The organism is Actinomadura meyerae, from assembly GCF_900188445.1.
Classification (GTDB): domain Bacteria; phylum Actinomycetota; class Actinomycetes; order Streptosporangiales; family Streptosporangiaceae; genus Spirillospora; species Spirillospora meyerae.
Genome location: NZ_FZOR01000001.1, coordinates 302,007 through 328,686 on the forward strand (window position 1 = coordinate 302,007; position 26,680 = coordinate 328,686).

Annotated in this window: 22 protein-coding genes and 2 riboswitches; of the genes, 14 read left to right on the plus strand and 8 right to left on the minus strand. The window is 73.1% G+C overall.

Annotated elements, in window-relative coordinates:
* Positions 1-71 precede the first annotated feature (71 nt).
* Complete coding sequence (locus tag CHF16_RS01405) at positions 72-1,241, minus strand: cysteine desulfurase family protein (protein WP_089324015.1); 1,170 nt, start codon at positions 1,239-1,241, stop codon at positions 72-74.
* Between the two features lie 180 nt (positions 1,242-1,421).
* Here CHF16_RS01405 and ctaC point away from each other — a divergent pair, with 180 nt between their 5' ends.
* From ctaC to CHF16_RS01425, 4 genes are all read left to right on the plus strand, one after another.
* Entirely contained in the window at positions 1,422-2,180 is a 759-nt protein-coding gene (ctaC, locus tag CHF16_RS01410) for an aa3-type cytochrome oxidase subunit II (protein WP_245868131.1), read from the plus strand.
* Entirely contained in the window at positions 2,177-3,844 is a 1,668-nt protein-coding gene (gene ctaD / locus CHF16_RS01415; protein ID WP_089324017.1) for an aa3-type cytochrome oxidase subunit I, read from the plus strand. The genes ctaC and ctaD overlap by 4 nt, the downstream gene beginning before the upstream one ends.
* A 3-nt stretch (positions 3,845-3,847) precedes the next feature.
* Positions 3,848-4,258: a cytochrome c oxidase subunit 4 gene (locus CHF16_RS01420; protein ID WP_089324018.1), complete on the plus strand. Its 411-nt coding sequence runs from the start codon at positions 3,848-3,850 to the stop codon at positions 4,256-4,258.
* Positions 4,259-4,393: 135 nt separating this feature from the next.
* Complete coding sequence (locus CHF16_RS01425) at positions 4,394-5,680, plus strand: L,D-transpeptidase (RefSeq protein ID WP_089324019.1); 1,287 nt, start codon at positions 4,394-4,396, stop codon at positions 5,678-5,680.
* 9 nt (positions 5,681-5,689) lie between these two features.
* Here CHF16_RS01425 and CHF16_RS01430 read toward each other — a convergent pair whose 3' ends face one another.
* The 5 genes from CHF16_RS01430 to CHF16_RS01450 form a co-directional block, all read right to left on the minus strand.
* A complete protein-coding gene (locus CHF16_RS01430) occupies positions 5,690-7,012 on the minus strand; it encodes a M48 family metallopeptidase (RefSeq protein ID WP_245868133.1) in 1,323 nt (440 codons plus the stop codon).
* A gap of 284 nt (positions 7,013-7,296) precedes the next feature.
* Entirely contained in the window at positions 7,297-8,619 is a 1,323-nt protein-coding gene (locus CHF16_RS01435) for a hypothetical protein (RefSeq protein WP_089324021.1), read from the minus strand.
* A gap of 39 nt (positions 8,620-8,658) precedes the next feature.
* The gene (locus CHF16_RS01440) at positions 8,659-9,510 is read right to left on the minus strand and encodes a CHAP domain-containing protein (protein WP_245868135.1); all 852 of its coding nucleotides are present in this window, start codon (positions 9,508-9,510) and stop codon (positions 8,659-8,661) included.
* 7 nt (positions 9,511-9,517) lie between these two features.
* A riboswitch (cyclic di-AMP (ydaO/yuaA leader) is annotated at positions 9,518-9,659 on the minus strand.
* Between the two features lie 146 nt (positions 9,660-9,805).
* Positions 9,806-10,007, minus strand: a riboswitch (cyclic di-AMP (ydaO/yuaA leader).
* A gap of 500 nt (positions 10,008-10,507) precedes the next feature.
* The gene (locus tag CHF16_RS01445) at positions 10,508-11,554 is read right to left on the minus strand and encodes a C40 family peptidase (protein ID WP_089324023.1); all 1,047 of its coding nucleotides are present in this window, start codon (positions 11,552-11,554) and stop codon (positions 10,508-10,510) included.
* A 226-nt stretch (positions 11,555-11,780) separates the two neighbouring features.
* Positions 11,781-13,046 (minus strand): NYN domain-containing protein, encoded by a 1,266-nt coding sequence (locus tag CHF16_RS01450; protein WP_245868136.1) that lies wholly within the window; start codon positions 13,044-13,046, stop codon positions 11,781-11,783.
* A gap of 303 nt (positions 13,047-13,349) precedes the next feature.
* Here CHF16_RS01450 and CHF16_RS01455 point away from each other — a divergent pair, with 303 nt between their 5' ends.
* The 3 genes from CHF16_RS01455 to CHF16_RS01465 are packed head-to-tail and all read left to right on the plus strand — an operon-like array spanning position 13,350 to position 16,243.
* The gene (locus tag CHF16_RS01455) at positions 13,350-15,155 is read left to right on the plus strand and encodes a DEDD exonuclease domain-containing protein (protein WP_089324024.1); all 1,806 of its coding nucleotides are present in this window, start codon (positions 13,350-13,352) and stop codon (positions 15,153-15,155) included.
* 4 nt (positions 15,156-15,159) lie between these two features.
* On the plus strand, positions 15,160-15,909 hold the full coding sequence (locus CHF16_RS01460) for a rhomboid family intramembrane serine protease (protein ID WP_089324025.1): 750 nt from the start codon (positions 15,160-15,162) through the stop codon (positions 15,907-15,909).
* 46 nt (positions 15,910-15,955) lie between these two features.
* A complete protein-coding gene (locus CHF16_RS01465; RefSeq protein WP_089324026.1) occupies positions 15,956-16,243 on the plus strand; it encodes an Lrp/AsnC family transcriptional regulator in 288 nt (95 codons plus the stop codon).
* Between the two features lie 240 nt (positions 16,244-16,483).
* Here CHF16_RS01465 and trpD read toward each other — a convergent pair whose 3' ends face one another.
* On the minus strand, positions 16,484-17,530 hold the full coding sequence (gene trpD, locus CHF16_RS01470; RefSeq protein ID WP_089324027.1) for an anthranilate phosphoribosyltransferase: 1,047 nt from the start codon (positions 17,528-17,530) through the stop codon (positions 16,484-16,486).
* A 54-nt stretch (positions 17,531-17,584) separates the two neighbouring features.
* Positions 17,585-18,007, minus strand: coding sequence for a response regulator transcription factor (locus tag CHF16_RS01475; RefSeq protein WP_089324028.1), 423 nt, complete (start codon positions 18,005-18,007; stop codon positions 17,585-17,587).
* Positions 18,008-18,100: 93 nt separating this feature from the next.
* Here CHF16_RS01475 and ctaE point away from each other — a divergent pair, with 93 nt between their 5' ends.
* The 7 genes from ctaE to CHF16_RS01510 all read left to right on the plus strand — a co-directional run bounded on the left by ctaE (position 18,101) and on the right by CHF16_RS01510 (position 26,562).
* A complete protein-coding gene (gene ctaE / locus CHF16_RS01480; RefSeq protein ID WP_089324029.1) occupies positions 18,101-18,757 on the plus strand; it encodes an aa3-type cytochrome oxidase subunit III in 657 nt (218 codons plus the stop codon).
* Between the two features lie 36 nt (positions 18,758-18,793).
* The gene (qcrC, locus tag CHF16_RS01485) at positions 18,794-19,705 is read left to right on the plus strand and encodes a cytochrome bc1 complex diheme cytochrome c subunit (protein ID WP_089324030.1); all 912 of its coding nucleotides are present in this window, start codon (positions 18,794-18,796) and stop codon (positions 19,703-19,705) included.
* Positions 19,702-20,817, plus strand: coding sequence for a cytochrome bc1 complex Rieske iron-sulfur subunit (gene qcrA / locus CHF16_RS01490; RefSeq protein WP_089324031.1), 1,116 nt, complete (start codon positions 19,702-19,704; stop codon positions 20,815-20,817). Before qcrC ends, qcrA begins: the two co-directional genes overlap by 4 nt.
* A complete protein-coding gene (gene qcrB / locus CHF16_RS01495; RefSeq protein WP_089324032.1) occupies positions 20,814-22,442 on the plus strand; it encodes a cytochrome bc1 complex cytochrome b subunit in 1,629 nt (542 codons plus the stop codon). Before qcrA ends, qcrB begins: the two co-directional genes overlap by 4 nt.
* A 64-nt stretch (positions 22,443-22,506) precedes the next feature.
* Positions 22,507-23,634: a glycosyltransferase family 4 protein gene (locus CHF16_RS01500; RefSeq protein WP_089324033.1), complete on the plus strand. Its 1,128-nt coding sequence runs from the start codon at positions 22,507-22,509 to the stop codon at positions 23,632-23,634.
* A 17-nt stretch (positions 23,635-23,651) separates the two neighbouring features.
* Entirely contained in the window at positions 23,652-24,428 is a 777-nt protein-coding gene (locus CHF16_RS01505) for a hypothetical protein (RefSeq protein WP_089324034.1), read from the plus strand.
* Between the two features lie 607 nt (positions 24,429-25,035).
* Complete coding sequence (locus CHF16_RS01510) at positions 25,036-26,562, plus strand: penicillin-binding transpeptidase domain-containing protein (RefSeq protein ID WP_179271340.1); 1,527 nt, start codon at positions 25,036-25,038, stop codon at positions 26,560-26,562.
* The last annotated feature ends 118 nt before the right edge of the window (positions 26,563-26,680 follow it).

Below are 26,680 nucleotides of genomic sequence, written 5' to 3' on the forward strand. Positions count from 1 at the left end.
CTCGGCGGCGCCGGCCGTCCGGCGCCCGCTCATGGCCCGGCCGGCGGAGGCGCGGCCCGCGATGCGGCTCGTCATGTCGCGGCCCTCAGCGTCTCGCGGAGCCGGGCGACCGCGCCGGGCAGGACGCCGAGGAAGCGGTCGACGTCCGCCGCGGCGACGCCGCGCGGCAGCGATACCCGGACGTTCCCATGGGTGAGCACCCCCATCGCCTCCAGCACGTGACTGGGACGCAGCGTATCCGCCGTGCACGAGCTCCCGGAGGAAACCGCGAAACCCAGCCGGTCCAGTTCGGTCAGCAGCGCCTCGCCCTCGACGTACAGGCACGAGAACGTCACCAGGTGGGGCAGCCGCCGGACCGGGTCGCCGACCACCTCCACGTCGGGGACGGTCCGCGCCACCTCCGCGCGGATGCGGTCCACCAGCGCCGAGACGCGCGGCGCGTCCGCCGCCATCTCCGCACGGTACGCCTCCAGCGCGGCGGCCGCCGCCACGATGGCCGGAACGTTCTCGAACCCGGGGACGCGGCGGCCCTCCCGCTCGTCGTCCGGCAGCGGGCTGCGCCACCGGGTGCCCTTGCGGACGGCGAGCACGCCGACGCCCGCGGGGCCGCCCCACTTGTGCGCGCTGCCCGCGAGGAACGACCAGCCGGCCGGGACGTCCGCCCGGCCGAGGGACTGCGCGGCGTCCACGAACAGCGGCACCCGGGCGGCGCGGCACGCCTCCGCCGCCTCGGCGACCGGCTGCACGGTGCCGACCTCGTGGTTGGCCGACTGCAGGCACGCGAGCGCGGTGTCGGGGCGCAGCGCCGCGGCGAAGTCCTCCGGGTCGACGCGCCCGGTGCGGTCGACGCCGACGACGGTCACCTCGCCGCCGCCGCGCTCGTGCAGCTCTGCGGCGTGCAGCACGCTGGAGTGCTCCACGGCGCTCACCACGAGGTGGCGCCCGACCCGCCGGCGCGCCTGGAGCCCCCCGAGGACCGCCAGGTGCACCGCCTGGGTGCCCGAGGACGTGAACGACACCTCGTCGGGACGCGCGCCGAGGACGCCCGCGACACGCGCGCGGGCGCGGTCGAGGAGCAGCCGGACGGCGCGCGCCGGCCCGTACAGCCGCGCGGGGTCGGCCCAGCCCGCGTCCAGCGCCTCCAGCAGCGCGGCGCGCGCGGCCGGGTGCGGCGCCTCGGTGGACGCGGCGTCGAAGTAGGCGACCCCGGACGGAGCGCCCGCCGTGCTCGTATCGGCCACGGTGAAACACTAACCGGGCACCCGATCGGGGGGTCGGCCGACCCTCGCGCTAGGGTGTCCACCACACGTGTAAACAGTGATCTCACCGCCCGGCCGACCGGGCTTCATCCGTGGGGAAGGCATTCCGTGAGTCCGACCCGCTCTAGGGAGCGGCGTACGCCTGTGCGCAGTCGCCGCGCATTGAAAAGCGCCGGTGCGCTAGGGCTGCTGGCGCTCGCCGCCACCGGCTGCAGTGGTTCCCGGCTGGGCCTGCCCGAGCCGATCAGCGTTCAGGGTGAGCGCATACTGCACCTGTGGCAGGGCTCCTGGATCGCGGCGTTCGCGGTCGGGGGCGTCGTCTGGGGCCTGATCATCTGGGCGGTGCTCTTCCACCGCAAGCGCTCCGACGACCTGCCGCCGCAGGTCCGCTACAACATGCCGATCGAGATCCTCTATACGGCGGTCCCGTTCGTCATCATCGCGGTCCTGTTCTACTTCACCGCACGCGACGAGAACTTCGTCGAGAAGACCACCGACAATCCCGCGGTGGTCGTCGACGTGACCGGTTACCAGTGGAGCTGGCAGTTCGACTACAAGGAGGGCGACAAGACCGTCGCCACCGTCACCGGCGTTCCGGTGGCCCCCAACGGGCCCGCTCCGGGCAAGCCGGTCATGGTCGTCCCCGTCGGCGAGAAGGTCCGGGTGCGGCTGCACGCCAACGACGTCATCCACTCGTTCTGGGTCCCCGCGCTGATCTACAAGAAGGACGTCATGCCGGGGTACACCAACGAGTTCGAGTTCACGGCGACCAAGACCGGCACCTATGAGGGCCGCTGCGCCGAACTCTGCGGCGTCGACCACAGCAAGATGCTGTTCCAGCTCCGCGTCGTGAAGCCCGAGACGTACCAGAAGTTCATCGCAGATTCGAAGCAAGCACTGGCCGCGGGAGGTGGGAAGTGACCGCGACGAGTCACGCCCCGAGCGCGCCGATCGCCGCGCCGCGGACGAGCAAGGGGCGCCTCATCGCCTCCTGGATGTCGTCCACCGACCACAAGGTGATCGGCTACCTCTACCTGATCACCTCGTTCTTCATGTTCCTGTTCGGCGGTGTGCTCGCGCTGCTCATCCGCGCCGAGCTGTTCGAGCCGGGGCTGCAGGTCGTCAGCAACGAGCAGTACAACCAGCTGTTCACCATGCACGGCACGATCATGCTGCTGATGTTCGCGACGCCGCTGTTCGCGGGCTTCACCAACGTGATCATGCCGCTGCAGATCGGCGCCCCGGACGTGGCGTTCCCGCGGCTGAACATGCTGGCCTACTGGCTGTTCCTGTTCGGCAGCCTGATCGTCATCGCGGGCTTCCTGACCCCGGGCGGCGCGGCCAGCTTCGGGTGGTTCGCCTACACCCCGCTGTCGGACGCGGTCCGCTCGCCGGGCGTCGGCGGCGACATGTGGGTGATGGGCCTGGCGATGTCCGGCTTCGGCACCATCATGGGCGCGGTCAACTTCATCACCACGATCCTGTGCATGCGCGCGCCCGGCATGACGATGTTCCGGATGCCGATCTTCACCTGGAACGTCCTGCTGACCTCCATCCTGGTCCTGCTGGCCTTCCCGGTCCTCGCCGCCGCGCTGCTGGCCCTGGAGGCCGACCGCAAGCTCGGCGCGCACATCTTCGACGCCGCGCACGGCGGGGCGCTGCTCTGGCAGCACCTGTTCTGGTTCTTCGGGCATCCGGAGGTCTACATCATCGCGTTGCCCTTCTTCGGCATCGTGACCGAGATCCTCCCGGTGTTCAGCCGCAAGCCGGTCTTCGGCTACATCGGCCTGGTCTTCGCGACCATCACCATCACCGGCCTGTCCATCACCGTGTGGGCGCACCACATGTTCGTGACCGGCCAGGTGCTGCTGCCGTTCTTCTCCTTCATGTCGTTCCTCATCGCCGTGCCCACGGGGGTGAAGTTCTTCAACTGGGTGGGAACCATCTGGCGAGGGCAACTGACGTTCGAATCGCCGATGCTGTGGTCGCTGGGCTTCCTCGTGACGTTCCTGTTCGGCGGTCTCACCGGCGTCATCCTGGCGTCCCCGCCGATGGACTTCCAGCTCTCCGACTCCTACTTCGTCGTGGCGCACTTCCACTACGTCGTCTTCGGCACCGTGGTGTTCGCGATGTTCGCGGGCTTCTACTTCTGGTGGCCGAAGTGGACCGGCAAGATGCTCAACGACAAGCTCGGCCACGTGCACTTCTGGCTGCTGTTCATCGGCTTCCACGGCACGTTCCTCGTGCAGCACTGGCTGGGCGCGGAGGGCATGCCGCGCCGGTACGCCGACTACCCGGCCGAGTTCCACGGGCTGAACGAGATCTCGACGATCTTCTCGTTCATCCTGGGCGCCTCGATGCTGCCGTTCTTCTACAACGTCTACATCACGTGGAAGAAGGGCAAGAAGGTCGAGGTCGACGACCCGTGGGGCTACTCCAACTCGCTGGAGTGGGCCACGTCCTGCCCGCCGCCGCGGCACAACTTCAACTCGATCCCGAAGATCCGTTCCGAGCGGCCGGCGTTCGACCTGCACCACCCGCACGTGGGTGCCAAGGGCGAGCTCGCCGGGGCGAAGGGGGAGTAGCGGATGCGCGTCCAGGCGTTCATGTTCTACGGCTGCGCCGTCTTCTTCCTGGCGACCGACGTCGTGTACTGGCTCTGGTCCAAGGACTGGACGGGCGCGACGGCGCTCGGCCTCGCCGTCGGCCTCGCCGGGCTCATCGGCTTCTACATCCACTTCACGATCCGCCGCCTGGAGCGGGCGAACGCGGGCCCGCTGTTCGAGGACGACCCGCAGGGCGAGATCGCGGACGCCGCCGGTGAGCTGGGCTTCTTCAGCCCGCACAGCTGGTGGCCGCTGTGGGTGGCGCTGTCGGCCGCGGCGGTGTCGCTCGGCATCGTGTTCGGCTGGTGGCTGGTGATCCTCGGTGCGTGCGCCGCCATCCTCACCACGATCGGTCTCGTCTTCGAGTACTACCGGGGTCATTTCGCCCACTAGTCGGTAAAAGAACCCCATCGGGGGCCGGTGTCCGCTTTTTAGCGGGTACCGGCCCTTTCACATACTGGGCGCCGTTCCAGCCACCGGGCTGGGCAAGGCGGACCGATCGCCCAGAAGGACGACCGGGGGGTCCACATGCGGGTGGGTGGCTCAGGACCGGGGGAGCGGGGCCGGCGCGCCGCCGCCGTCTTCGTCGGCGCGAGCGTCGTGGCGGGTGCCGCCGCGTGCTCGGGCGGTGCACCGGAGGCGGGGAAGGCGGTACGGCTCGCGGTGTCGCCGGTGAGCGGCGGCGGGAAGCTCAGGCCGGACAGCCAGATCGACGTGCGGGCGCACGGCGGCACGATCCAGAACGTGACGGTGTCGACCGGGCGGGGCTCGGTCGAGGGGGACCTCAGCGCCGACCGGACGCAGTGGCGGTCGCGCTGGACGCTGGAGCCCGGCAGGTCCTACACGGTCGCCGCGACGGCGCTCGGCGAGGACGGCCGGACGCGGACGGTGTCCAGCAGCTTCACCACGGCGAAGGCCGCCAAGACCAACGGCGCGACGGTCGAGGCGCCCTACAACAAGGAGACGGTCGGGGTCGGCATCCCGATCATCGTGAACTTCGAGAAGCCGGTGAAGGACCGCGCGGCGGTCGAGCGGGGGCTGGAGGTCACCGCGGACCGGACCGTGGAGGGCGCCTGGCACTGGTTCAGTGACCAGCAGGTTGTGTTCCGCACCAGGGAGTACTGGCCGGCGCACACGAACGTGCGGTTCCGCGCGCACCTGGCCGGCGTGCGCACCGGCGGGGACGTCTACGGCGGGAAGAACTACGCCGTCGACTTCAAGATCGGCGACTCGCACGTGTCCACCGCGGGCGAGGACTCGCACAAGATGGTCGTCAAGGTCAACGGCAAGAAGGTCAAGACCATCCCGACCAGCATGGGCCGCGGCGGGTCCCGCAAGTACACCACCACCAACGGCGTCCACCTGACGATGGCCAAGGAGGACCCCACCGTCATGACGTCGGAGTGGATGGGCGTCAGCCCCGGGAGCCCCGGCGGCTACAGCCTGACCGTCTACAAGGCCGTGCGCATCTCCAACAGCGGCGAGTACGTGCACAGCGCGCCGTGGTCGGTCGGCTCCCAGGGGAGCTCGAACGTCAGCCACGGCTGCATCAACATCAGCCCGTCCAACGCCAAGTGGTTCTACAACCTCAGCTACCGCGGCGACCCGGTCGAGGTGACCGGCACCAGCCGCGAGCTGGAGCCCGACAACGGCTGGGGCTTCTGGCAGCTGAAGTGGGACGACTGGGTGAAGGGCGGCGCGCTGAAGCGGGCGGTGACGACCGCGCCGCGCCCTGACGCGGCCACCCTGTCCGCGCAGCAGGGGCAGGGCGGGCAGCCGAAGGCTCCGCACAAGCAGGGCGCGGAGGGGAACTGACGCGCGCGCTCAGCGGAGCGGCGGCGGGACCGGCGTGCGGTTCATCCGGGCCCAGTCGCGGGCCATCGCGATCCGGTCGGGCCCCGCGGGATGCGTCATCCACAGGATGCGCTCCAGCGCGTCGGGGCTCAGGTCGGAGATGTTCCGCACCGACAGCTCGTGCTGCATCGACACGAACGTCGCCGGGTCGCGGGTGAGGTTCAGGGCGTGCGCGTCGGCGCGGGCCTCGATGCGCCGGCTGACGAGGTTCTGGACGGGGGCGGACACCTGCGTCCCGGCGGCCACGAGCGCGAGCACCAGCGCGACGGTGCGCGGGTCCGCCGCCCCCCGCCCGCGGGACCCGCCGCCCGGCGCGCCGTCCGGATCCACCCCGGCGCGCCGCAGGAGCCGCGGAGAGGTCGTCAGGAGGTACAGCAGGCACAGGGCACCGGCCACGCCCAGCGCACCGACCAGCGTGCCCCACAGGACGTCGCGGCTCTTGGCGTGGCCGAGCTCGTGCCCGACGATCGACTCGATCCGCGGGCGCGGCGACTTCAGCAGCGTGTCGTAGAGGACGATGCGCCGCGTGGAGCCGAACCCGGACACGTAGGCGTTCAGCGACGTCGTCCGGCGGGAGGCGTCGGCGACCAGGACGTCCTTCACCGGCACGCCGTCCCGCCGCGCCATGGCGAGCAGGTCCTCGCGCAGCTGCCCCTGGGGCAGCGAGTGGAACTTGTTGAACACCGGCTCGACGGCGATCGGGTAGACGAACGACACGAACACCACGAGGGCGAACCCGCCGGCGGCGGCGCCCGTCCACCAGTAGCGCGGGAACCGGCGCACCACCGCGTACAGCAGCAGCAGCGCGACCGTGTAGATGACGCAGGCGACGCCGAGGGACTTCAGCTGGTCGACGGACCACGCGGGCCAGCTCTGCGTCGACAGCCCGTACCGGCGCAGCACCGTCTCGCGCCAGATGTCGAACGGCAGCCCGGCCACCCGCAGCACGGTGACGAGCACGACCGCGGCGAGCGCGACCTTGAGGGGGCGGCGGCGGGTGCGCGCGGTGACCCGGCCGATGAGCCGGGCACCGAGCGGGGTGAGGCCGAGCACGAGGACCACCGCGAGCCCCACCAGCAGCCCCGCGTAGGCGGGCGGGTTCACCGCCGAGTCGAACGCCCTGGACCGGGCGATCTCGGCGGGCGAGAAGTCGAGCGCCGGATCGGCCCGCACATGGCCGCCGGGCACGTGCCCCGGCAGCGGGTTCCACGGGGTGGTCAGCGCGAGCACGGCCGCCACGGCCGCGAACAGGACCCCCGCCGCGACCCCGGCGGCGACCCGAGCCCGCCGCACCCCGCCATCACCGGAAGGCCCCCCATCCGCCTCCGCCGCGCCCACGGGACCCGCATCGTTGCGCTCGCTCGTGTCACCTGTGGGGGGTCGACCCTTCACGCCTCCCGCATCGCTTCGCTCACTGGTGTTGCCTGTGGGGGGTCGACCCCCCACACCCCCCGCATCGCTCCGCTCACTGGTGTCACCTGTGGGGGGACGACCCCCCACACCCCCCGCATCGCTCCGCTCACTGGTGTCACCTGTGGGGGGACGACCCCCCACACCCCCCGCATCGCTTCGCTCACTCATGCGAGCTCCTTCTTCACGTATTCGCGCCACAGGGCGGTGAAGCGTTCCCGGGTCAGGCCGAGCACGTCGCGCAGCGCGGCGGCCTCCGGGACGCGCCCGGCGGTCCGGTAGAGCCGCACGAGCGTCGCCTCACCGTACCGGTCGGCGACCATCCGGCAGGCGAGCCAGGACTCCTGGTACGCCTGGGACAGGCGCGGGGAGCCGCCCGCGAAGGCGGTCGCCGCGGGCAGTGCGGCGGGGAGGCGCCCCGCGGCGACCTCGCGGTGCAGCTCGCCGGCCGCCGACCGGACGCCGATCTTGACGCGGCGGTAGCCGACGTAGTCGGCGAAGCCCTCGATGAGCCACAGCGGGGTCCGCCGGTCGCGGGCGCCGCCGGTGGCGACATGGGTCAGCTCGTGGGTGAGGACCACGTCGCGCCCGAGGCCGTTGAGGCGGCCGAAGGTGCCGGGGGAGACGATGACGCGGTCCTCGCCGCGCCCGCCGCCGCCCGCCGGGGCGACCGTCGCGAGCGCGGCGATCTCGCCGAGGCTCTGGCCGGGGCCCGCGAGCGCGGACGCCAGGCCCGCGTCCGCGGGGACGAGCGCGACGACCCGCTGCGCCCAGCCGCGGCCGACGACGCCGGTGACGACCGGGACGGCGGCGTCCAGGCGCGCGGCGATGCCGTCGAGCCCGCCGGCGTCGCCGATGACGAGGCTGCTGCGGCCCCTGACCACGGTCAGCGGCCCGCCGTCCCAGATCTCGGCGTCGTCGGTGAGGCCGCTGGACGTCCCGTCCCCGGCGATCGTCCAGGTGCCGGAGCCGGGGGCCATCGCCAGGTAGCGGGTGCGGGCGACGTGGCCCTTGTCGAAGCCCCGCAGCCTGTAGCGCACCTCCACGCGGAGGACGGCGCCGTCGTCGGTCTCGGCCTGGGTGCCGACGGCGCGTTCCTCCCAGCTTTCGAGGGGCAGCTTGCGGAGGTTGTCGTACATGCGGGCCTGGGCGTCCTGGAACGTCCGCGGCGCGTTCCCGACGGTGGCGAGGAAGGCGAACCGGTCGCCGCTCCGCACGGCCCGCGCGCGGTTCGCGAGGACGGCCGCGGCGTCGTCGAGGCTGAAGGGCCCGGCCGCGCGCGACGCGCCGTCCCGGGCGGCGCGGGCCTGCGGTGCCGCGCCGGCGCCGGCGCGCGCGCCGAGGAGCCCGGCACCGCCCGCCAGCAGCGCGGCGGCCCCGCCCGCGCCGAGGGCCAGGGCCCTGCGCCGCGTGACGGGACCGCCGCGCCGCGAGCCGTCCCGCTCGGGGCCGTCCCGCTCCGGATCGTCCTGGTCCCGAGCGTCCTCCATGCGCGCGATCCTATGCAGCCCGCGCGGCCGGGGAGGACGTCACGACCGGTACTCGGGGTATCCGTAGCCGACGATGTCGGCGGCCGAGCGCACCTTGACCCTGACGGCGTTGCCGGTGTTGCCCTCGACGGTCTGGACGGTGCCGTCGCCGAGCTTCTTGATCACCATGCCGACGTGCCGGATGTCGGTGACGTCCTTGCCGCCGGACCAGGCGAAGAAGACGACCGCGCCCGGCCGGGGCTCGGTGCCCCAGCGGCCGTGCTCCTGGAACCAGCGGGCGTGGGCGACGGTCCAGGCGTCGCTGCCGATCTGGTCGCTGAAGCCGATCTGCTCGCCGACCCAGGAGACGAACATGTCGCACCAGTTCGCGTCGCTGTAGCCGCCGAGGGAGCCGCCGTCGCGCGCGAGGGTCTCCTTCGCGCGGGCGGTGCTCATGTACCACTTCTGGAACTTGGTCTCGCCGCCGCCGTCCTCCTTCACGCCGACCTGGGACCGGGCCAGCGCGATGGCCTGCGCGGCGGTGGGCCGCGACGCCGCGGGCTCCTTTCCGGCGGCGGCCGGCTCCGGCTCGCCCTCGGCGCTCTTGCGGGGGGACGGCGCCGGCGGCTTCGGCGTCTTGGCGGCCTTGCCGTTCCGCCCGGCTGCGGAGGCGTCCTTGGACGAGTTCCCGGACGAGCCCTTGCCCGCCGTCTTCCTGGCGACGGCGGCATCGGCCGCCGTACCGGCCGCCGGGGGCGAGCCGAACGGCAGTACGGACGCCTGCGCGGTCACCGCGGCGGTGCCGATGACCACGGCGCCGACGAGGACGCCGCCGGTCGTCCGCCAGGGGAGGGACAGGGGGGCCGGCTTGCGGTGCCTGCCCGGGATCTTCTTGCGATGTGCGCCTGGCACGGGGGTCTCCTCGACTTCCATGCCGCCTACCGGGTTAGCTGACGGGTTCGGGCGTGGAAGCCGCCCTACGGCCGCCCTCGGGCAGGCCGATTCACCCCGATGTGAAGGACTGGATGGGTCCCCGGCTCCGCGTGCGGCGCTTCGCGCGGCCGCGGACTCGGCGGTGGCGTGCCCGGTGGCGGGCGCGCCGGTTCGGATGGGGAGCGCTCGGCGGGCGGGGGCCCGCGGAGCGCGCGGGGGTGGGGCGTGGCCGCACGATGGGCGGCCACGCCCAGGCAACGCTGCGGTATCACTCCTTCGCTCTTCCAGACGCCTACCGGGTTAGCTGACGGGTTCGGGCGAGGAAGTTGGCCCTACGGCGGGCTCCCACCGGAACGGGGCCGGGAGAGACGCACCGATTCACCCCGGGTGCCGGAATGCCCGTCCGGGAGGGCTCCCGGACTCCGGCGATGTGGTTCCCCGGTTCCGCGCTGCGGCGGATTCGGCGCTGCCGCTGCGCTCCTGGGGGCGAGATGGGGCCCGGCGCGGGACCTGTCTCCCGCGTGCGAACGAGCGGCGCCTGATGTTGTGTGCGGACGCCCGTCCCGTCGCGGGGGGACGTCCGGAGGCTGGCCCGGAAGGACCGCCGTGGCCGCGCTCTCAGCGCCATGCCGCTGCGGGCGTGCGCACGGTGGGCGGGCCGGCCGCGGTCCGCGCGTGCGGACCGCCGCGGCACCGGTCGGTGCCGCGGGGACGGCGCGTGGGGCGTGCCGTCCCGAGGGGGAGCGGCGCGTGGCTCGCGCCGCCGTCGCGCGGCGGACTGCCGTGCCGCGCGGGGCCGCGGCGCCTGGTGGGCGTCGCGTGGCCACGGCGTCTGGAGGGCGCCGTGAGTGAGGCAAAGGTACCAAAGCCCCAAGAGAAGGCAAACCCCCCCAAAATTAACAACGGACCAGGTCAAGCCTGGTCCGTTGTCGGGGGAGCCGTGCCGGGCCCCGTCATGGGGGCCCGGCGGGGCGCGTCAGGGGCGCCCGGCGCCGTAGTAGTTGCTCAGGTAGTAGCCCGAGGTGATGCTGACGATCTCGACGTTCTTGCCGGTGCGCGGAGCGTGGATCATCTTGCCGCCGCCCACGTACAGGCCGACGTGGCCGAGGCCGCTGAAGAACACCAGGTCGCCCGGCTGCAGGTTGCTCTTGGCCACCCGCTTCGTCGCCGCGTACTGGGAGTTGGTGGTGCGGGTGATGTTGACGCCCGCGGCCGCCCACGCCTTCATCGTCAGGCCGGAGCAGTCGTAGGAGTTCGGACCCTCCGCGCCGTACTGGTACGGCTTGCCGAGCTGGGCGTAGGCGAAGTCGAGCGCCGTGCGCGGCGCGCCGCTCGCCGGGCCGGTGTAGGTGCCGCCGGTGGCCCCGCCGCCCGAGGAGGAGGACGAGCCGCCGCCGAGCCGCCGGACCAGCGCCTTCTGCTTCTCGACCGCCTTGTCGAGCTCGACCTTCTTCTTCTTCAGCTCGTCCTGCTTCTGCTTCACCTCGTCGTAGGCCGCCTTGGCCTGCGCCTGCTCGCGGCGCAGCCGCTGCGCCGTTGCGAGGAACTGGGTGAGTTGGGAGCTGCGCTCGTGCGACAGGTGGGAGAAGACGGCCGCCTGGTCGAGGATCGACTGCGGGTCCTTGCTGCCCACGAAGCCCGTCACGTCCGCGGAGTCGCCGTTCTTGTACGCGGCGGCCGCCATCTGGGCGATCTTGGAGCGCTGCTGCTCGAAGGTGGCCTGCTCCTCCTTGCTCGCCTTGGTCGCCGCGTCGTACTTCTTCTTCGCGACCTTGAGCTTCTCGCGGTTCTGGTTGTACTTCTCGACTTCCTGGTCGAACTGCTCGCTCAGCTTGTCGAGCTTCTTCTGGGCCTGAGCCTTGGTCGGCCTGGGGTCGGCGTGCGCCACCACCGGGGGGGAGACCAGGGCGGCGGTCACGGTGAGGCAGGCGGCGGCCGCCAGGCGGCGGGAGGTGCCTCTGCTCGCGGGGCCGCCCCTCCGGTCACGCTCGCGTGCCGGTGCCCCGATGAGATCTTTGGCCACGGTCGGTTTCGCCCCTCTCGTCCACGACGTCAGCGGACGACATTAGCGATGGGCAACAACCGTCACAACCGATTCGTCACTCTTTGATGGACATCGACGGGCATCGTCCACTTTCCGTGGCGGCAATGTCACGGATTGCGACACGTCCCTTATCGCGGCCTTAAACCGTCCTTAACCGCCGAGCCGAACCGCCCGCCCGAACCGCCCGCCCGAACCGCCCGCCCGGTCAGGACCGGCCGAGGCGGCGCAGCAGCAGCGTGGACGGGCACGGCCGGGCGTCGGCGCGGCGCGCCGCGTCGGCGACCTCCCGGTCCGAGGACACCACCACCACCGGACGGCCCGGCGGCTCCGCCCGCACCAGCTCGCCGATCAGCTCGTCTGCGGTCTGCCCGGGGGAGCTGAACCGCACCCGGACGCCGCGCGGCGCGGCGATCGCCACCGGCGCGTCCAGCTCCGCGCCGTCGAACACGCAGGTCACCTCGGCGCGGGTCTGCGCCGCCAGCCCGCCGAGCCCGGACACGAGCCGGCTGCGCTGGTCCGACAGGGGCAGCTCCCCGTACCCGGTCTTGGTGACGTTGTAGCCGTCCACGATCAGGTGCACCTGCGGCAGGGCCAGCAGCCGGTCGAGCAGCTGCGGGTCGCTGTCGGACAGGGCCCGGCCGGGCAGCGCGCGGTGCGGCTGCCGGTCCGGCTCCAGCCCGCCGACCACGTCGGCCGGCCGGACGATGGTCGCGGGCAGCGCCAGCTCCCGCCGGACGCCCTGCGCCGCGTCCACGAGCGTGTCGAGCAGCATCCGCAGCCGGACGTCGTCGACGTTGCGCCCCTCCCGCGCGGCCCGCTTGGCGGCCTCGGCGGCGGCCTCGGCCCGCTCGGCGCGGGCGCGCAGCCTGCGCAGCTCCTTCTCCGCCGCGGCGGTCGACTCGCGGGCCGCCGCGAGCTGCCGCTCGGCGTCCGCCGCCGCCGCGTCCGCGCGCTCCTCCGCCGACCGGTACCGGGTGCGGGCGTCGTGCAGCTTGCGGCGCAGCTCGGCCACCTCGGCCTTGGCCTCGCGCAGCTCGGCGCGGAGCTTGTCGTTCTCGGCCGAGCGCGCGGAACGCGCGGCGGCCAGCTCCTCCTTCAGCGCGGCGACGCGGCGCTCGGCCGCCTCCTCCTCGGAGGCGGTCGCGGACCGCTCCAGCTCCGCGCGGGCCGCGTCGACGAGCGCCGTCCAGCCGGCGGGCCGCAGCAGGTACGCCAGCACCGCGACCCGGACCGGATCGGCGGCGGGCGGCACCCGCCCCGCCTCGACCTGCTCGACCAGCTCGGCCTGCGCCTCGCGCAGCGGCTCGGCGACCCGGCCGCGGAACGCGGCGTCCTTCTCCAGCACCGCCGCGATGTGCTGCCCCGCGAGCTTGGCGCGCTTGCGGCGCTCGAACCGCGCGAACCGGCGCAGCGGTACCGGGACCTCGTCGGCGGGCAGCGCCCCGATCAGCTCGGCGGCGGCCTCGACCACCGACTGCCGGACCGGCTCGGGCAGGGGCCCGGCCAGATGCTCGTCGGACTCCGCGCAGCCGGGGGTCGCTTCGGGGCCGCTGTCGATGATCCCGCTCCTTCCGGGCTACGCCGCCGGTGGGCACTGTCTTCCCTGCCGCCCCGCGTCCTAACCGGCGGCCGGCCAGGGCGGACGGCCGGCCGGACGGGGCGCGCCGGGCTCCCGGGAGCCGTCCCCCGCGGCCCCCGCCCGGCGGGACGTGCCGGCGCCCCCCAACCCTAGCGGCCCCGGCTTCTGTCGGTGGGGTCCTCTACCGTCGCGCACATGACTGCTGCGCACGGTGTCCAGGGCGGCGGAGTACAGGGGACACTGGACGACCTCGGCACGCCGCTCGCCGAGGTCACCTTCGTGGTGGTCGACCTGGAGACCACGGGCGGCTCGGCCGCCGACTCGGCCATCACCGAGATCGGCGCGGTGAAGGTGCGCGGCGGCGAGGAGCTCGGCGACTTCGGCACCCTGGTGGACCCGGGCGGCCCCGTCCCGCCGTTCATCACCGCGCTGACCGGCATCACCACCGCGATGGTGACGGCCGCGCCGCGCATCGAGTCGGTGCTGCCGGCGTTCCTGGAGTTCGCCCGCGGCTGCGTCCTCGTCGCGCACAACGCCCCGTTCGACATCGGCTTCCTGAAGAGCGCCTGCGCCGCGAACGGGTACGCCTGGCCCGCCTTCCCCGTCGTCGACACCGTCGACCTGGCGCGCCGCGTCCTGTCCAGGGACGAGGTGCCCAACTGCAAGCTCGGCACGCTGGCCCGCTTCTTCCGGACGGCCAACGAGCCCACCCACCGCGCCCTCGCCGACGCCCGCGCCACCACCGAGGTCCTGCACGGCCTCATCGAGCGGCTCGGCTCGTTCGGCGTCACCTCCCTGGAGGAGATGCGGGGCTTCGCCAAGGCGCCCACCCCCGAGCAGCGCCGCAAGCGGCACCTCGCCGACGACGTGCCGAGCACCCCCGGCGTCTACCTGTTCGAGGACCGCGACGGCGAGGTGCTCTACGTCGGCAAGAGCGGCGACCTGCGCTCCCGGGTGCGCAGCTACTTCACCGGCTCGGAGACGCGCTGGCGCGTCCGCGAGATGGTCGGCCTCGCCGAGAACGTCCGGACGATCGTGTGCGCCACCGGCCTGGAGGCCGAGGTCCGCGAGCTGCGGCTGATCGCCGAGCACAAGCCGCGCTACAACCGCCGCTCGAAGTTCCCCGAGCGGGCGATCTGGCTGAAGCTGACCGTGGAGCCGTTCCCGCGGCTGTCGATCGTCCGGGAGTGCCGCGCCGACGGCGCCCGCTACCTCGGGCCGATCTCGTCGCGGCGGCAGGCCGAGGAGGCGCGCGCCGCGCTGCACGAGGCGGTCCCGCTGCGCCAGTGCACCCAGCGGCTCACGCTCCGGCTGATCGAGCGCGGCAAGGCCCGCGCCTGCGCGCTCGCCGAGATCGGGCGCTGCGGCGCGCCCTGCGACGGCCGCGAGTCGCCCGACGCCTACGCCGTCCACGCCGGGACGGCCCGCGCCGTCATGGAGGGCGACGTGCGCCCCGTCGTGGCCGCCGCCCAGGTGCGCATCGACCGGCTCGCCGCCGAACTGCGCTACGAGGAGGCCGCCGCGCAGCGCGACCGGCTCGCCGCGTTCGTCCGCGCCGCCGCCCGCGGCCAGCGGCTCGCCGCGCTGGCCCGGCTGCCGCAGCTGGTCGCGGCCAGGCCCGCCTTCGACGGCGGCTGGGAGCTGTCGGTGGTGCGCTACGGCCGGCTCGCCGCCGCCGGGACCGTCCCGCCGCACGCCCACCCCCGCCCGTACGTGGACGCGCTCATCGCCACCGCCGAGACGGTGTTCCCGCCCTCCGGGGAGGCCCCCGGCGGCGTCCCCCTCGGCGAACCGCCCTCGGCCGGCGCCACCGCCGAGGAGATGGAGTGCGTGCTGCGCTGGCTCGACCTGCCCGGCGTCCGGCTCGTCGAGGTCGACGGCCCGTGGACGTGCCCCCTGCACGGCGCCGAGGGCCTGCGCGAATGGATCGACAAGGCCTACGAGCGGCCCTACGAGCGGTCCGAGCCGTCCCGCTCGCGCCCCGGCCGCCCACTAAGGTGACCCTGTGGCACTGCCCCTCTACGACAGCCAGCCGGCGCGACGCGTCCCCTGGGTGACGTACCTGCTCGTCGCGGCGAACGTCGTGGTCTTCCTGCTCACGCCCATGTCGAACTTCGCGACCTGGTACGGCGAGGACCGCGTCCGCGAATGCCGGGCGGCCCACTTCACCTTCGAGTACGGCGCGGTGCCCAAGGAGCTGACCACCGGCGACCAGCAGCCCCTGCCGACCGACATCGTGCACGAGTGCGGCCCCGCGTCGTTCGGCAAGGCACCCTGGACCTCCGCGTTCACCTCGATGTTCCTGCACTCCGGGGCGCTGCACCTGCTGGGCAACCTCGTCGCGCTGTTCGTCGTCGGCATGGGCGTCGAAGACCGCCTCGGCCGCTGGCGCTACCTGCTGAGCTACCTGGTGTTCGGCCTGGTCGCCGTCTACGGCTTCGCGTGGACGTCCCCCGACTCGACCGTCCCCCTCATCGGCGCGTCCGGCGCCATCGCCGGCGTGATGGGCGCCTACGTCATCCTCAACCCGCGCGGCCGCATCGTCAGCTGGGTCCCGCCCATCATCGTCGTCCGCCTCCCCGTCTGGGTGGTGCTGGGGTACTGGTTCGTCCTGCAATGGCTGTCGCTGGGCGACGAGAAGAGCAACGTGGCCTACACCGCGCACATCTACGGCTTCGTGGCCGGCGTGGTGTTCGCCCTCCTCGCCCGCCGGGCCGGCCCCGCCCGCCGCCCGGCCGCGCTCAGCCGCGGCTGACCCGCCCGGTAGGGTCGGAGTGTCCGTGTCTGAGGGGGAGGGTGAAGTGGTCACTGCGATCGTGTTCGTCAAGGCCGACGTCGCGCGCATCCACGAGGTGGCCGAGACGATCGCCGCGCTCGACGGCGTCAGCGAGGTCTACTCCATCACCGGCGACCACGACCTCATGGCGATGGTCCGGGTCCGCCGCCACGACGAACTGAACGACGTGATCCCCGGCCGCATCAACAAGGTCCCCGGCATCGTCGGCACCGAGACCCACATAGCGTTCCGCACCTACAGCCAGCACGACCTGGAGCAGGCGTTCGCCCTCGGTCTTCCGGATGCTGATTGAGTGTGGGGGGGCGACCCCCCACGCCCCCCGTTGCGGGGGCGGCGGTTGCGCCTTTCGACTTCGCTGGCGCTCCGCTTCAGGCGCTTCGCCGTCCCCGGTGGGGGCCCGCCCCCACGCCCCCGGCAGGGGGCTCCGCCCCCTACGACCCCCGTGGGGGCTCCGCCCCCTACACCCCCCCGGTGGGGGCTCCGCCCCCTGTCCCCCCGGCAAGCGGGGGTTGAGGGGCGGCTCTTGGTTGGGTCAGCGTAGGGAGTTGGACGTTTCTACCCAGCGGTCTAGGAGCTTGTTCGCCTTGCCTGCGTCGATTGCTTCGGCTGCGCGGGCGTAGCCGGTGCGTAGGGCCTCGGTCAGTTCGCCGGGCGGTGGCGTGCCCTCGTAGGCGGTGATGAGCGCGGCGGCGTTCAGCAGGACCATGTCGCGGACCGGGCCCTCGGCTCCGGCGAACGTCTCGCGGGCGACGCGGGCGTTGAACTCGGCGTCCGCGCCTCGCAGGTCTTCGGGACGGGCCGGGGGGATGCCGAGGTCGGCGGGGTCGAAGGTGGTCTCGGTGGCGGTGCCGTCGCGGACGACCCACACGGTGGAGGTGCCGGTCGTGGTGAGCTCGTCGAGGCCGTCGTCGCCGCGGAAGACCAGGGAGGAGCAGCCGCGGGCGGCGAAGACGCCGGCGATGACGCCCGCCATGCGGGGGTGGAACACGCCGACGGCCTGGGCGGCGGGGCGGGCCGGGTTGGTCAGCGGGCCGAGGAAGTTGAACACCGTCGGGGTGCCGAGCTCGCTGCGGGTGCGGGACGCGTGCCGCAGCGCCGGGTGGTAGAGCGGCGCGAAGCAGAAGGTGATGCCGGTCTCCTCGGCGACCCGCACGGTGGCCTCGGGCGCCAGGTCGATGGCGACGCCGAGGTGCTCCAGCAGGTCGGCGGCGCCGCAGGACGACGACGCCGCGCGGTTGCCGTGCTTGACGACGCGGACGCCGGACGCGGCCGCCACGACCGCGGCCATCGTGGAGATGTTGACCGTGTGGGCCCGGTCGCCGCCCGTTCCGACGAGGTCGGCGATGTGGCCGGGCACCTCGATGGGGGTGGCGTTGTCCATCATGCCCTCGGCGAGGCCGGTGACCTCCTCGACGGTCTCGCCCTTGGCGCGCAGCGCGACGGCGAAGCCCGCGATCTGCACGTCGGTGGCCTCGCCGGCCATGATGCTGTTCATGGCCCAGGAGGTCTCCTCGCTGGACAGCGACTCGCCCGTCAGGAGGGCGTTGAGCAGTGCGGGCCAGTTCGTCCGGGCGTCCATGTCCCCTACCGGGTCGTCGTGTCGTGCGGCCGCCCTCGGCGGACGGGCGCGGGGCTACAGGGCGGGCAGGCGGTTCTCCAGGCGCTGCCGCATCAGCCCGGCGAGGGCCCCGGCCAGGGCCATCGGGTCGATCGGCAGGCTCGCGACGGCGTCGGCGCGCGACCAGGTGGCGAGCCAGCCGTCGTCGCGGCGGCCGATGAGCGCCAGGAACGGCGGGCAGTCGTACACCTCGTCCTTGGCCTGGCGGCAGACGCCGAGCCCGCCCGCGGGCTGCGCCTCCCCGTCGACGATCGCGACGTCGATGTCGCCCTCGTCGAGCCGCGCCACCGCGGCGGGCTGGGTCGCGACCTCGACGAACTCGACCTTCGGGAGGTCGGCGGCCGGGCGGCGCCCGATGGCCATCCGGACCTGGGCGCGGGTGTTGGCGTCGTCGCTGTAGACGAGGACCTTCATCGGGCTCTCCGGGGCGGTGCTCATGCACGTGAGGGTACCGGGTCGGGGGCCCCGGCAACACGCTCGGGGAACCCTAGGAGGGGGGTCATGCGTCACTCACGGGATGGGGGCGCAATAATGCTGCCCGTGACAGCATCCGCGATAGAGACAACACCTCACGCACGGGCGAACCGTCCCAATCTGGTCAGCGTGGGGACGATCGTTTGGCTGTCGTCCGAGCTGATGTTCTTCGCGGCGCTGTTCGCGATGTTCTTCACGATCCGCTCCGTGACGATCGGCCAGTCCGGTGAAGACGCGTGGCCGGGCGCCCCGCTGGACCTGCCGCTGTCGGCGGTGAACACGACCATCCTGGTGCTGTCCTCGGTGACGTGCCAGATGGGCGTGTTCAAGGCCGAGGCGGGCAAGGTCGGGCGTGACGGCAGCCTGCTGAACCCGGCCCGGTGGGGTCTGCGCGAGTGGTACGTCCTCTCGTTCCTCATGGGCGCCTACTTCGTCGCGGGCCAGGGCTTCGAGTACTACAACCTCGTCGTGCACGACGGGCTGACCTTCTCGTCCTCGGCCTACGGCTCGGTGTTCTACCTGGCCACCGGCTTCCACGGCCTGCACGTGATCGGCGGCCTGGTCGCGTTCCTGTTCCTGCTCGGGCGGACCTACGCCGCCAAGCGCTGGACCCACGAGCAGGCGACGAGCGCGATCGTCGTGTCCTACTACTGGCACTTCGTCGACGTGGTGTGGATCGGCCTGTTCTCGGTCGTTTACCTGCTCGACCTCTGACCCCATCCCGACGACATGACCCGAACGGGGATTTCCGTGAAAAGGATCACCGCATGGCGACGGCGCCCGTGGGCGGGCTACGCCGTCGTGCTGGCGGCCCTGGCGGCGATCGGCGTGATCTACGCCGGCTTCTCGCCGCGGACCGACCGCGCCGAGGCGCAGGGCACCGCGCAGGCCGCGGAGGACTTGAAGCACGGGCAGGAGCTGTTCAACAAGAACTGCGCGAGCTGCCACGGGCTGAACGCCGAGGGCACGAAGGACGCCGAGGGCAACTCGATCGCGCCCAGCCTCATCGGGGTGGGCGCCGCGTCCGTCGACTTCCAGGTCAGCACGGGCCGCATGCCCGCGTCGAACCCCGGCGCCCAGGTGCCGCGCAAGCCGCCGATCCCCGCCTTCAACACCTCGATCAAGACCGACTTCGAGGAGCCGGAGAAGCGTGAGGCGGCCGAGAAGCAGAAGGCCCAGGCCGAGAAGAACCTGGCCGACCTGCGGGCCTACATCGCCTCCCTGGGCGGCGGCCCCGAGGTGCCGCCCGCGTCGGCGGTGGACCCGGAGAACGGCGACGTGGCGCTCGGCGGGAAGCTGTTCCGCACCAACTGCGCGCAGTGCCACAACTTCACCGGCCAGGGCGGCGCGCTGACCGGCGGCAAGTACGCGCCGGAGCTGTCCAAGAGCGACGTCACGCCCACCCAGATCTACGAGGCGATGCTGACCGGCCCGCAGGCCATGCCGGTGTTCAACGACACCACGCTGCGGCCCGAGGACAAGCAGGCGATCATCTCCTACCTCGTGCAGACGCGCGAGGAGCCCAACCCGGGCGGCAACGGCCTCGGCCGCATCGGCCCGGTGAGCGAGGGCCTGGTCGCCTGGCTGGTGGGGCTCAGCCTGATGGTGCTGGCGGCCATGTGGATCACCGCTAAGAAGCCGAAGAAGCTGAAGAAGTCATGAGCGACGACAACAAGGAGACCGCGGGCTCGACGGGCCCGCGCGAGGACGGCGGCCGGCGCGAGCGCGTGATCGGCACGCCGTCCCCGGCGAGGGAGAAGGCGCTCCTCGCCGAGGACAACATCTCGGCGCCCGCGGGTGTGGGGGAGCAGCTCGACGAGCGGTCGGCCAAGCGCGCCGAGCGCATCGTCGCGGCGTTCTTCCTGCTGGCGTTCGCGTCGAGCGTGGCGTTCATCGCCTACTTCATCGGCTGGAGCGGCCGGGACGGCGGCATGCACGGCCTGCTGGACGCCCGGGAGAACAACTTCTGGCTCGGCGGGACGATGGCGCTGGCCTTCCTGTCCCTGGCCGCCGGCGTCACCATCTGGGTGCGCCGGCTGATGACCAGCAAGCCGATCGTCCAGGAGCGGCACGAGCTGGCCGCCGACGAGGAGACCCGGGCCGCGTTCAGCCGGGACTTCATGGAGGGCGCGGAGGACAGCGGCATCACCAAGCGGCCGCTGCTGCGCCGCACGCTGCTGCTCGCCGCCGCGCCGCTCGGGCTGGCCCCGCTGGTGCTGCTGCGCGACCTCGGCCCGCTGCCGGAGAAGAAGCTGCGGCACACCTTCTGGGGCGAGGCCGTCAAGCAGGCGAAGGAGCAGGGCAAGAAGGGCGTCCGCCTGGTGGTGGACGGCACCAACAAGCCGCTGAAGGTCAGCGACTTCGCCGCGCCCGGCTCGATGATCACCGTGCTGCCGGAGGGCATGGAGGAGCACCTGCCCGAGGACGAGGTGCTCACCCAGGTCGCCAAGGCCGTCACGATCCTGATCAACGTCCCGGCGGAGCAGTTCAAGCCCGCCAAGGGCCGGGAGAACTGGCACGTCAACGGGATCGTCGCGTACTCCAAGGTCTGCACGCACGTCGGCTGCCCGGCGGCCCTGTACGAGCAGACGACGCACCACATCCTGTGCCCGTGCCACCAGTCCACCTTCGACGCCACCGACGCCGCCAAGGTCGTGTTCGGCCCGGCGGCCCGGCCGCTCCCGCAGCTGCCGCTGGCGGTCGAGGACGGTTACATCGTCGCCACGAGCGACTACCACGAACCCGTCGGCCCGAGCTTCTGGGAGCGCGGATGAGCGAGGCCACAGCACCCAAGGCGGTCGAGGCCCCGCTGACGTTCCTCGACGACCGCCTCGGGTCCACCACCTTCTTCAAGCGCAACATGAAGAAGGTCTTTCCGGACCACTGGTCCTTCATGCTGGGCGAGATCGCCCTGTACTCCTTCATCATCCTGCTGCTGACCGGGACGTTCCTGACGCTCTGGTTCAAGCCGAGCATGGTGGAGGTCGTGTACGAGGGCTCCTACAAGCCCCTCAACGGCGTGAAGATGTCCGAGGCGTACGCCTCGACGCTGAACATCAGCTTCGACGTCCGCGGCGGCCTGCTCATGCGGCAGATCCACCACTGGGCGGCGCTGCTGTTCATGGCGTCGATCCTGGCGCACATGCTCCGGGTCTTCTTCACCGGCGCCTACCGCAAGCCGCGCGAGCTGAACTGGCTGATCGGCATCGGCATGTTCACGCTGGGCATGCTGGAGGGCCTCGCGGGCTACTCGCTGCCGGACGACCTGCTCTCCGGCACCGGCCTGCGCATCACGCAGGGCGTGGCCGAGGGCATCCCGATCGTCGGCACCTACCTGTACATGTTCCTGTTCGGCGGTGAGTTCCCCGGCCAGGACATCGTGCCGCGCCTGTACATGGTGCACATCCTGCTGATCCCGGCGCTGCTGCTCGGCATGGTCACCGCGCACATGATGATCATGTGGGTGCAGAAGCACACCGCGATGCCGGTCAAGAACCAGTCCGAGAAGCAGGTCTACGGCTACCCGTTCTACCCGGTGTTCATGGCCAAGACGGGCGCCTACTTCCTGTTCACCTTCGGCGTCCTGGCGCTGCTGGGGGCGTTCGCGCAGATCAACCCGATCTGGCTGTTCGGCCCGTACGACCCCGGCGCCATCTCCTCGGGCTCCCAGCCCGACTGGTACATGGGCGTCCTGGAGGGCTCGCTGCGCATCATGCCGGGCTGGGAGATCAACGCCTGGGGCCACACGCTCAGCCTGAGCGTGCTGATCCCGGCGGCCCTGCCGCTCGGCATCGTGTTCGGCGGCGCGGCGGCCTGGCCGTGGATCGAGGCGTGGGTGACCGGCGACAAGCGGCAGCACCACGTCAACACCCGGCCGCGCAACGCCCCGGTCCGCACCGCGACGGGCATCGCCGCGGTCACCTTCTACGGGCTGCTGTGGCTGGCCGGCGCGAACGACGTCCTCGCGGACAAGTTCCACCTGTCGCTGTTCGCCACGACGTGGTTCTTCCGGGTGACGTTCTTCGTCGGGCCGGTCATCGCGTTCATCGTGACGAAGCGGATCTGCCTCGGCCTGCAGCGCAAGGACGCGGACATCGTCGGGCACGGCGTGGAGAGCGGCGTCATCCTGATGTCGCCGGACGGCAAGTTCTCCGAGCGCCACGAGCCGCCGCGCGACGAGGAGAAGCACGTCCTGCTGTCGAAGGAGAACGCGCGGCCGGAGCCGCCGGAGCGGGACGCCGCCGGCATCCCGGCGCCGGGGGCCAAGGGCCCGATCGGCCACCTGCGGTCGCGGCTCAACCGGGCGTGGACCTTCGACGACATCCCCGTCGAGGAGCACGCGCACGGCGAGCACGAGGAGATCGAGGGCGGCCGCCCGCCGCAGGAGATCAGCCACTGACCGCACGCGCAGGGGCCCGCCACCGCAGCCGCGGTGGCGGGCCTCTCCGTATTCTGGCCGGACGATGACCAAGACCCTGTTCGTCACCAACGACTTCCCGCCGCGGCCCGGCGGCATCCAGGCGTTCGTGCACGGCCTCGCGGCCCGCCGCCCGGCCGGCTCGGTCGTCGTGTACGCCCCGGCGTGGAAGGGCGCCGCCGCGTTCGACGCCCGGCAGCCGTTCCCGGTCGTCCGGCACCCCGGTTCGCTGATGCTGCCGGAACCGGGCGTGCTGCGCCGGGCCGCGGACGTGCTGCGCGCGGAGGGGTGCGACTCGGTGGTGTTCGGCGCGGCGGCGCCGCTCGGGCTGCTGGCCCCGGCGCTGCGGCGGCGCGGCGCCGCGCGCCTCGTCGGCATCACGCACGGCCACGAGGCGGGCTGGGCGGCGCTCCCGGTCGCGCGGCGCCTGCTCCGCCGCATCGGCGACGAGCTGGACGTGCTGACCTACCTCGGCGAGTACACCCGCACGCGGCTGGCGCGGGCGCTTGCGCCGCCCGCCGCCGCCCGGCTGGCGCGGCTCGCCCCGGGCGTGGACGAGAAGGCCTTCCACCCGGACGCAGGCGGTGAGGAGATCCGGGCCCGGCACGGGCTCGCGGACCGCCCGGTGGTGGTCTGCGTGTCGCGGCTGGTGCCGCGCAAGGGCCAGGACGCGCTGATCCGCGCGTGGCCGCGCGTCCTGGCGGAGCAGCCCGACGCGGCGCTGCTGCTCGTCGGCGGGGGCCCGTACCGGGCCGCCCTGGAGCGCCTCGCGGCGTCCCTCGGCGTCGAGCGCGGCGTGGTCTTCACCGGCGGTGTGAGCTGGGAGGAGCTGCCCGCCCACTACGGCGCGGGCGACGTCTTCGCGATGCCGTGCCGGACCCGCCGCCGCGGCCTGGACGTGGAGGGGCTCGGCATCGTCTACCTGGAGGCGTCGGCGACCGGCCTGCCCGTCGTCGCCGGCGACTCCGGCGGCGCGCCGGACGCCGTCCTGGACGGCGAGACCGGCCTGGTCGTCCGCGGGCGCTCGACCTCGGAGATCGCCGCCGCGCTCACCGGGCTGCTCGCCGACCCGTCCCGCGCCCGCGCGATGGGGGAGCGGGGCCGCGCCTGGGTCGAGCGCGAGTGGCGGTGGGAGGTGCAGGCCGCCCGGCTGGGCGGGCTGCTGGCGCCCTGAGATGGCAGGATGCGGTTATGGACATCGAGGACGCATGGGCCCGCGTTCCGGGGGACGCCGCCCGGTGGCTGCGCGAGCTTGATCCGGGCCACGGCCATTCCGGCTTCGAGCCGCCGCGCCGTCCCGACGCCGCCTGGCTCCTGCACGCGATGTACGTGTGGGAGGAGGGGCTGGTCACCACGACCCACGACGATGTCCACCAGTCGGTGGCGGCGGCGGGGCTGACCGGGCCGTCCGACATGGGCGACCTGCTGGAGGGGGCGATCGTCACCGGCGTCGACCTCGGCCGCACCGGCGACCCCGGCGCGGGGTGGCGGCGGCTGCGCTGGCGGGAGCTGGCGCGCGGCTTCGGCGAGCCGGTCGTCCCGGACGGGGCGCTGCCGGGCAGCCGCTGCCTGCGCCAGGGGCATCCGGCGGGCAGCTGGTCGGCGGCGGTCCGGCCGCCCGCGGAGGGCTGCCTGGACCGGGAGAGCTGGTACCGGCTCATCGGCGTCCTGCTGCGGCACAGCCCGTCCGGCGAGGGCACCCGGTGCCTGGCCTACTACTGCCCGCTGGTCACCGGCGACTGGGACGAGGACACCGTCCTCGCGGGCCGTCTCGGCGACGCGGCCGCGCTGTACGACCATCCCGGGGTGAGCAGCTGCCCGTCCGACCTGTGGGCCGAGGACCGCTCCTGGGTGGTCTACTGCGACTGGGACCTGTGGGGTACGAAGATCGTCGGTCCGACCGCGCTCGTGGAGGCCGTCCTGGCGGACCCGTCCCTGGAGGCCGTGCGCCTGCCCTGGACGAGCTGACCGGAAGAAGGGGCCCCGCTCCCGCGCCGCAGGCGGGGCCCGGTCCTCCGGTCGGCTCCGCCGGCCGGCGAGGAGCCGCCGGAGCGGACCGCCGAACGGGGTCGTGCCCTGCGCCCGGAGGCCGTTCCGCGCGGACCTGCCCCTGCCGAGGGGAGTGGGTGTGATCCGGTCGCGGCCGGCCCGGCGCCCTCGTGGAGGACCTGGAGGTGGGGTGCGCCGTTGTGGGCCGGCCCGGTGGACCGGGTCCGCGTGGACGGGAGTGCGGGGCACGACCCGCGGCGTCCGGCACCGCGGGGAACGCTCCCGTGGCGGTGCCCGGCCGCGGACCGCGGTGGACGGGCGGCCCCCCGGGCCGATCCCTTGTCGCGGTGATCGTCGCATCGGGGCCACCTCCTGCCGCCGTTCCGTCCGCGGTCGCTGACGTTTCCGAAGCTAGGGGCCGCTCCGGCATACGGGAATGCCGTTAAAGCGTGTTTAAGGGGCGGATGAGTCGTCGCTAAGCCGCCTTCCAGTTTCGGCCACGAAAACGGCCCTATCTCGCATGTGCGGAGCATTCGGACACTGGGATGATCAAACGTTCGAAGGGCGGGCGGGTGGAGGAGGGGTCATGCGGTATCGCGGTCTCGTGGTGCTGGCGGCGGTCTTGGCGGTCGTGCTCGTGGCGGGGCTGGCGGCGGGCTGGATGCTGCGGCGCGGGCGGGACGACTCGCCCGAGGAGGTCGCGGCGGGCTTCTTCGACGCCTGGAGCGAAGGGGACCTGGACGGCATGCGCGAGCTGGTCTCCGACCCGCCCGGCGACTTCGCCGCGCAGTACATGGCGCTCTCGCGCGGGCTCCAGGTCACGTCGATCAGCGTGGAACCCCGTCCCGTCGTCCGGTCGGGGAAGGACGCGGCGCAGGCCGCGTTCACCGTCACCCGGGCGCTGGCCGGGCGGGGTTCGTGGACGTTCCAGGCCGTGCTCCGGCTGGGCCGCGTGGACGGCCGGTGGCGGGTGCTGTGGACGCCCGCGACGCTGTATCCCGGGCTGAAGGGCAAGGGGGCGTGGACGGTCGGCGAGGTCCGCGTCCCCGCGGTGACGCTCGTCGCGCGCGCCGGCAAGGCGCTGCCCCGGGAGGGGCTGCTCGCGCCCTACCTCGACGCGATCACGACGAACCTCGACGCGGACGACGAGCGGGTCGGGTACGCGATCGTGCTGCGGGACGGCGACGCGCCGCCGCGCCGGGTCAAGCTGCTCGGCGTGCCGAAGGGCCGCAAGGTCCGCACGACACTGGACCGGCGGCTGCAGGCGGCGGCGGAGCGGGCGGTCGCGTCCGCTTCCGGCCAGGCCGCGATCGTCGCCGTCCGGCCGGGCACGGGGGAGGTCCTCGCGGTCGCGGACGGTCTCGGCGGCCTCGGCGCGTTCGCCGGCCGCTACCCGCCCGGCTCGACGTTCAAGGTGGTCACGGCGGGCGGGCTGGTCGCCGACGGGGCGGGCGCCGGGACCGGCGCCGACTGCCCGGCCTCGGTGGTCACCGCGCAGCGCACGATCCGCAACGACGAGGACCACGCGCTCGGCCGGACGACGCTGCGCGGCGCGTTCGCCGCGTCCTGCAACACGACGTTCGCGCGGCTGGCGGTGGAGCGGCTCGGCGCGGAGAAGCTGGCGGCGAGCGCGCGCCGCTTCGGCTTCGGCGCCGTCCTCGCCACCGGCGTCGAGGCGGCCGACGGGAGCTTCCCGGACCCGCGCAGCGGCGCCGAGCTGGCCGAGGCCGCGATCGGGCAGGGCCGCGTCGAGGCGAGCCCGCTGCTGATGGCGACGGTCGCGGCCGCCGCGGCGGACGGCACCTGGCGCCCGCCCCGGCTGCTGGCGGCGAAGCTGATCCGGGAGGGCGGTGGGAAGATCCCGGAGTCGCGCCCGGTGCCGGGGGCGGCGGCGCTGCGCACGATGATGCGGGCCGTCGTCACCGAGGGCACCGCGGCCGGGGCCGGCCTGCCCGGCGGGACCGCCGGCAAGACGGGCACCGCGGAGTTCGCCGGCGGGACGCACGCCTGGTTCATCGGATACCGGGACGGCGTCGCGTTCGCGGTGTTCGTCCAGGGCGGCGGGTCGGGGCCGAAGGTCGCGGCGCCCCTCGCCGCGACGTTCCTGCGGTAGCCGTCAGAAGAATTGAACCCTTTGCGCCCTTTCTACGTACTCGTCCGGAGAGTGGAGCGGCCGCCGGATGGGCCGGGGACGGTTTCTTGGACCAATCGCCGTCAAGACGGCTCCTAGG

Excerpts from the sequence above, each read along its gene's own strand:
- CHF16_RS01420 (WP_089324018.1), top strand. The coding sequence starts at position 3,848 with ATGCGCGTCCAGGCGTTCATGTTCTACGGCTGCGCCGTCTTCTTCCTG.
- CHF16_RS01425 (WP_089324019.1), top strand. The coding sequence starts at position 4,394 with ATGCGGGTGGGTGGCTCAGGACCGGGGGAGCGGGGCCGGCGCGCCGCC.
- CHF16_RS01435 (WP_089324021.1), bottom strand. The coding sequence starts at position 8,619 with ATGGAGGACGCTCGGGACCAGGACGATCCGGAGCGGGACGGCCCCGAG.
- CHF16_RS01455 (WP_089324024.1), top strand. The coding sequence starts at position 13,350 with ATGACTGCTGCGCACGGTGTCCAGGGCGGCGGAGTACAGGGGACACTG.
- trpD (WP_089324027.1), bottom strand. The coding sequence starts at position 17,530 with ATGGACGCCCGGACGAACTGGCCCGCACTGCTCAACGCCCTCCTGACG.
- CHF16_RS01475 (WP_089324028.1), bottom strand. The coding sequence starts at position 18,007 with ATGAGCACCGCCCCGGAGAGCCCGATGAAGGTCCTCGTCTACAGCGAC.
- ctaE (WP_089324029.1), top strand. The coding sequence starts at position 18,101 with ATGCTGCCCGTGACAGCATCCGCGATAGAGACAACACCTCACGCACGG.
- qcrA (WP_089324031.1), top strand. The coding sequence starts at position 19,702 with ATGAGCGACGACAACAAGGAGACCGCGGGCTCGACGGGCCCGCGCGAG.
- qcrB (WP_089324032.1), top strand. The coding sequence starts at position 20,814 with ATGAGCGAGGCCACAGCACCCAAGGCGGTCGAGGCCCCGCTGACGTTC.
- CHF16_RS01500 (WP_089324033.1), top strand. The coding sequence starts at position 22,507 with ATGACCAAGACCCTGTTCGTCACCAACGACTTCCCGCCGCGGCCCGGC.
- CHF16_RS01505 (WP_089324034.1), top strand. The coding sequence starts at position 23,652 with ATGGACATCGAGGACGCATGGGCCCGCGTTCCGGGGGACGCCGCCCGG.
- CHF16_RS01510 (WP_179271340.1), top strand. The coding sequence starts at position 25,036 with ATGCGGTATCGCGGTCTCGTGGTGCTGGCGGCGGTCTTGGCGGTCGTG.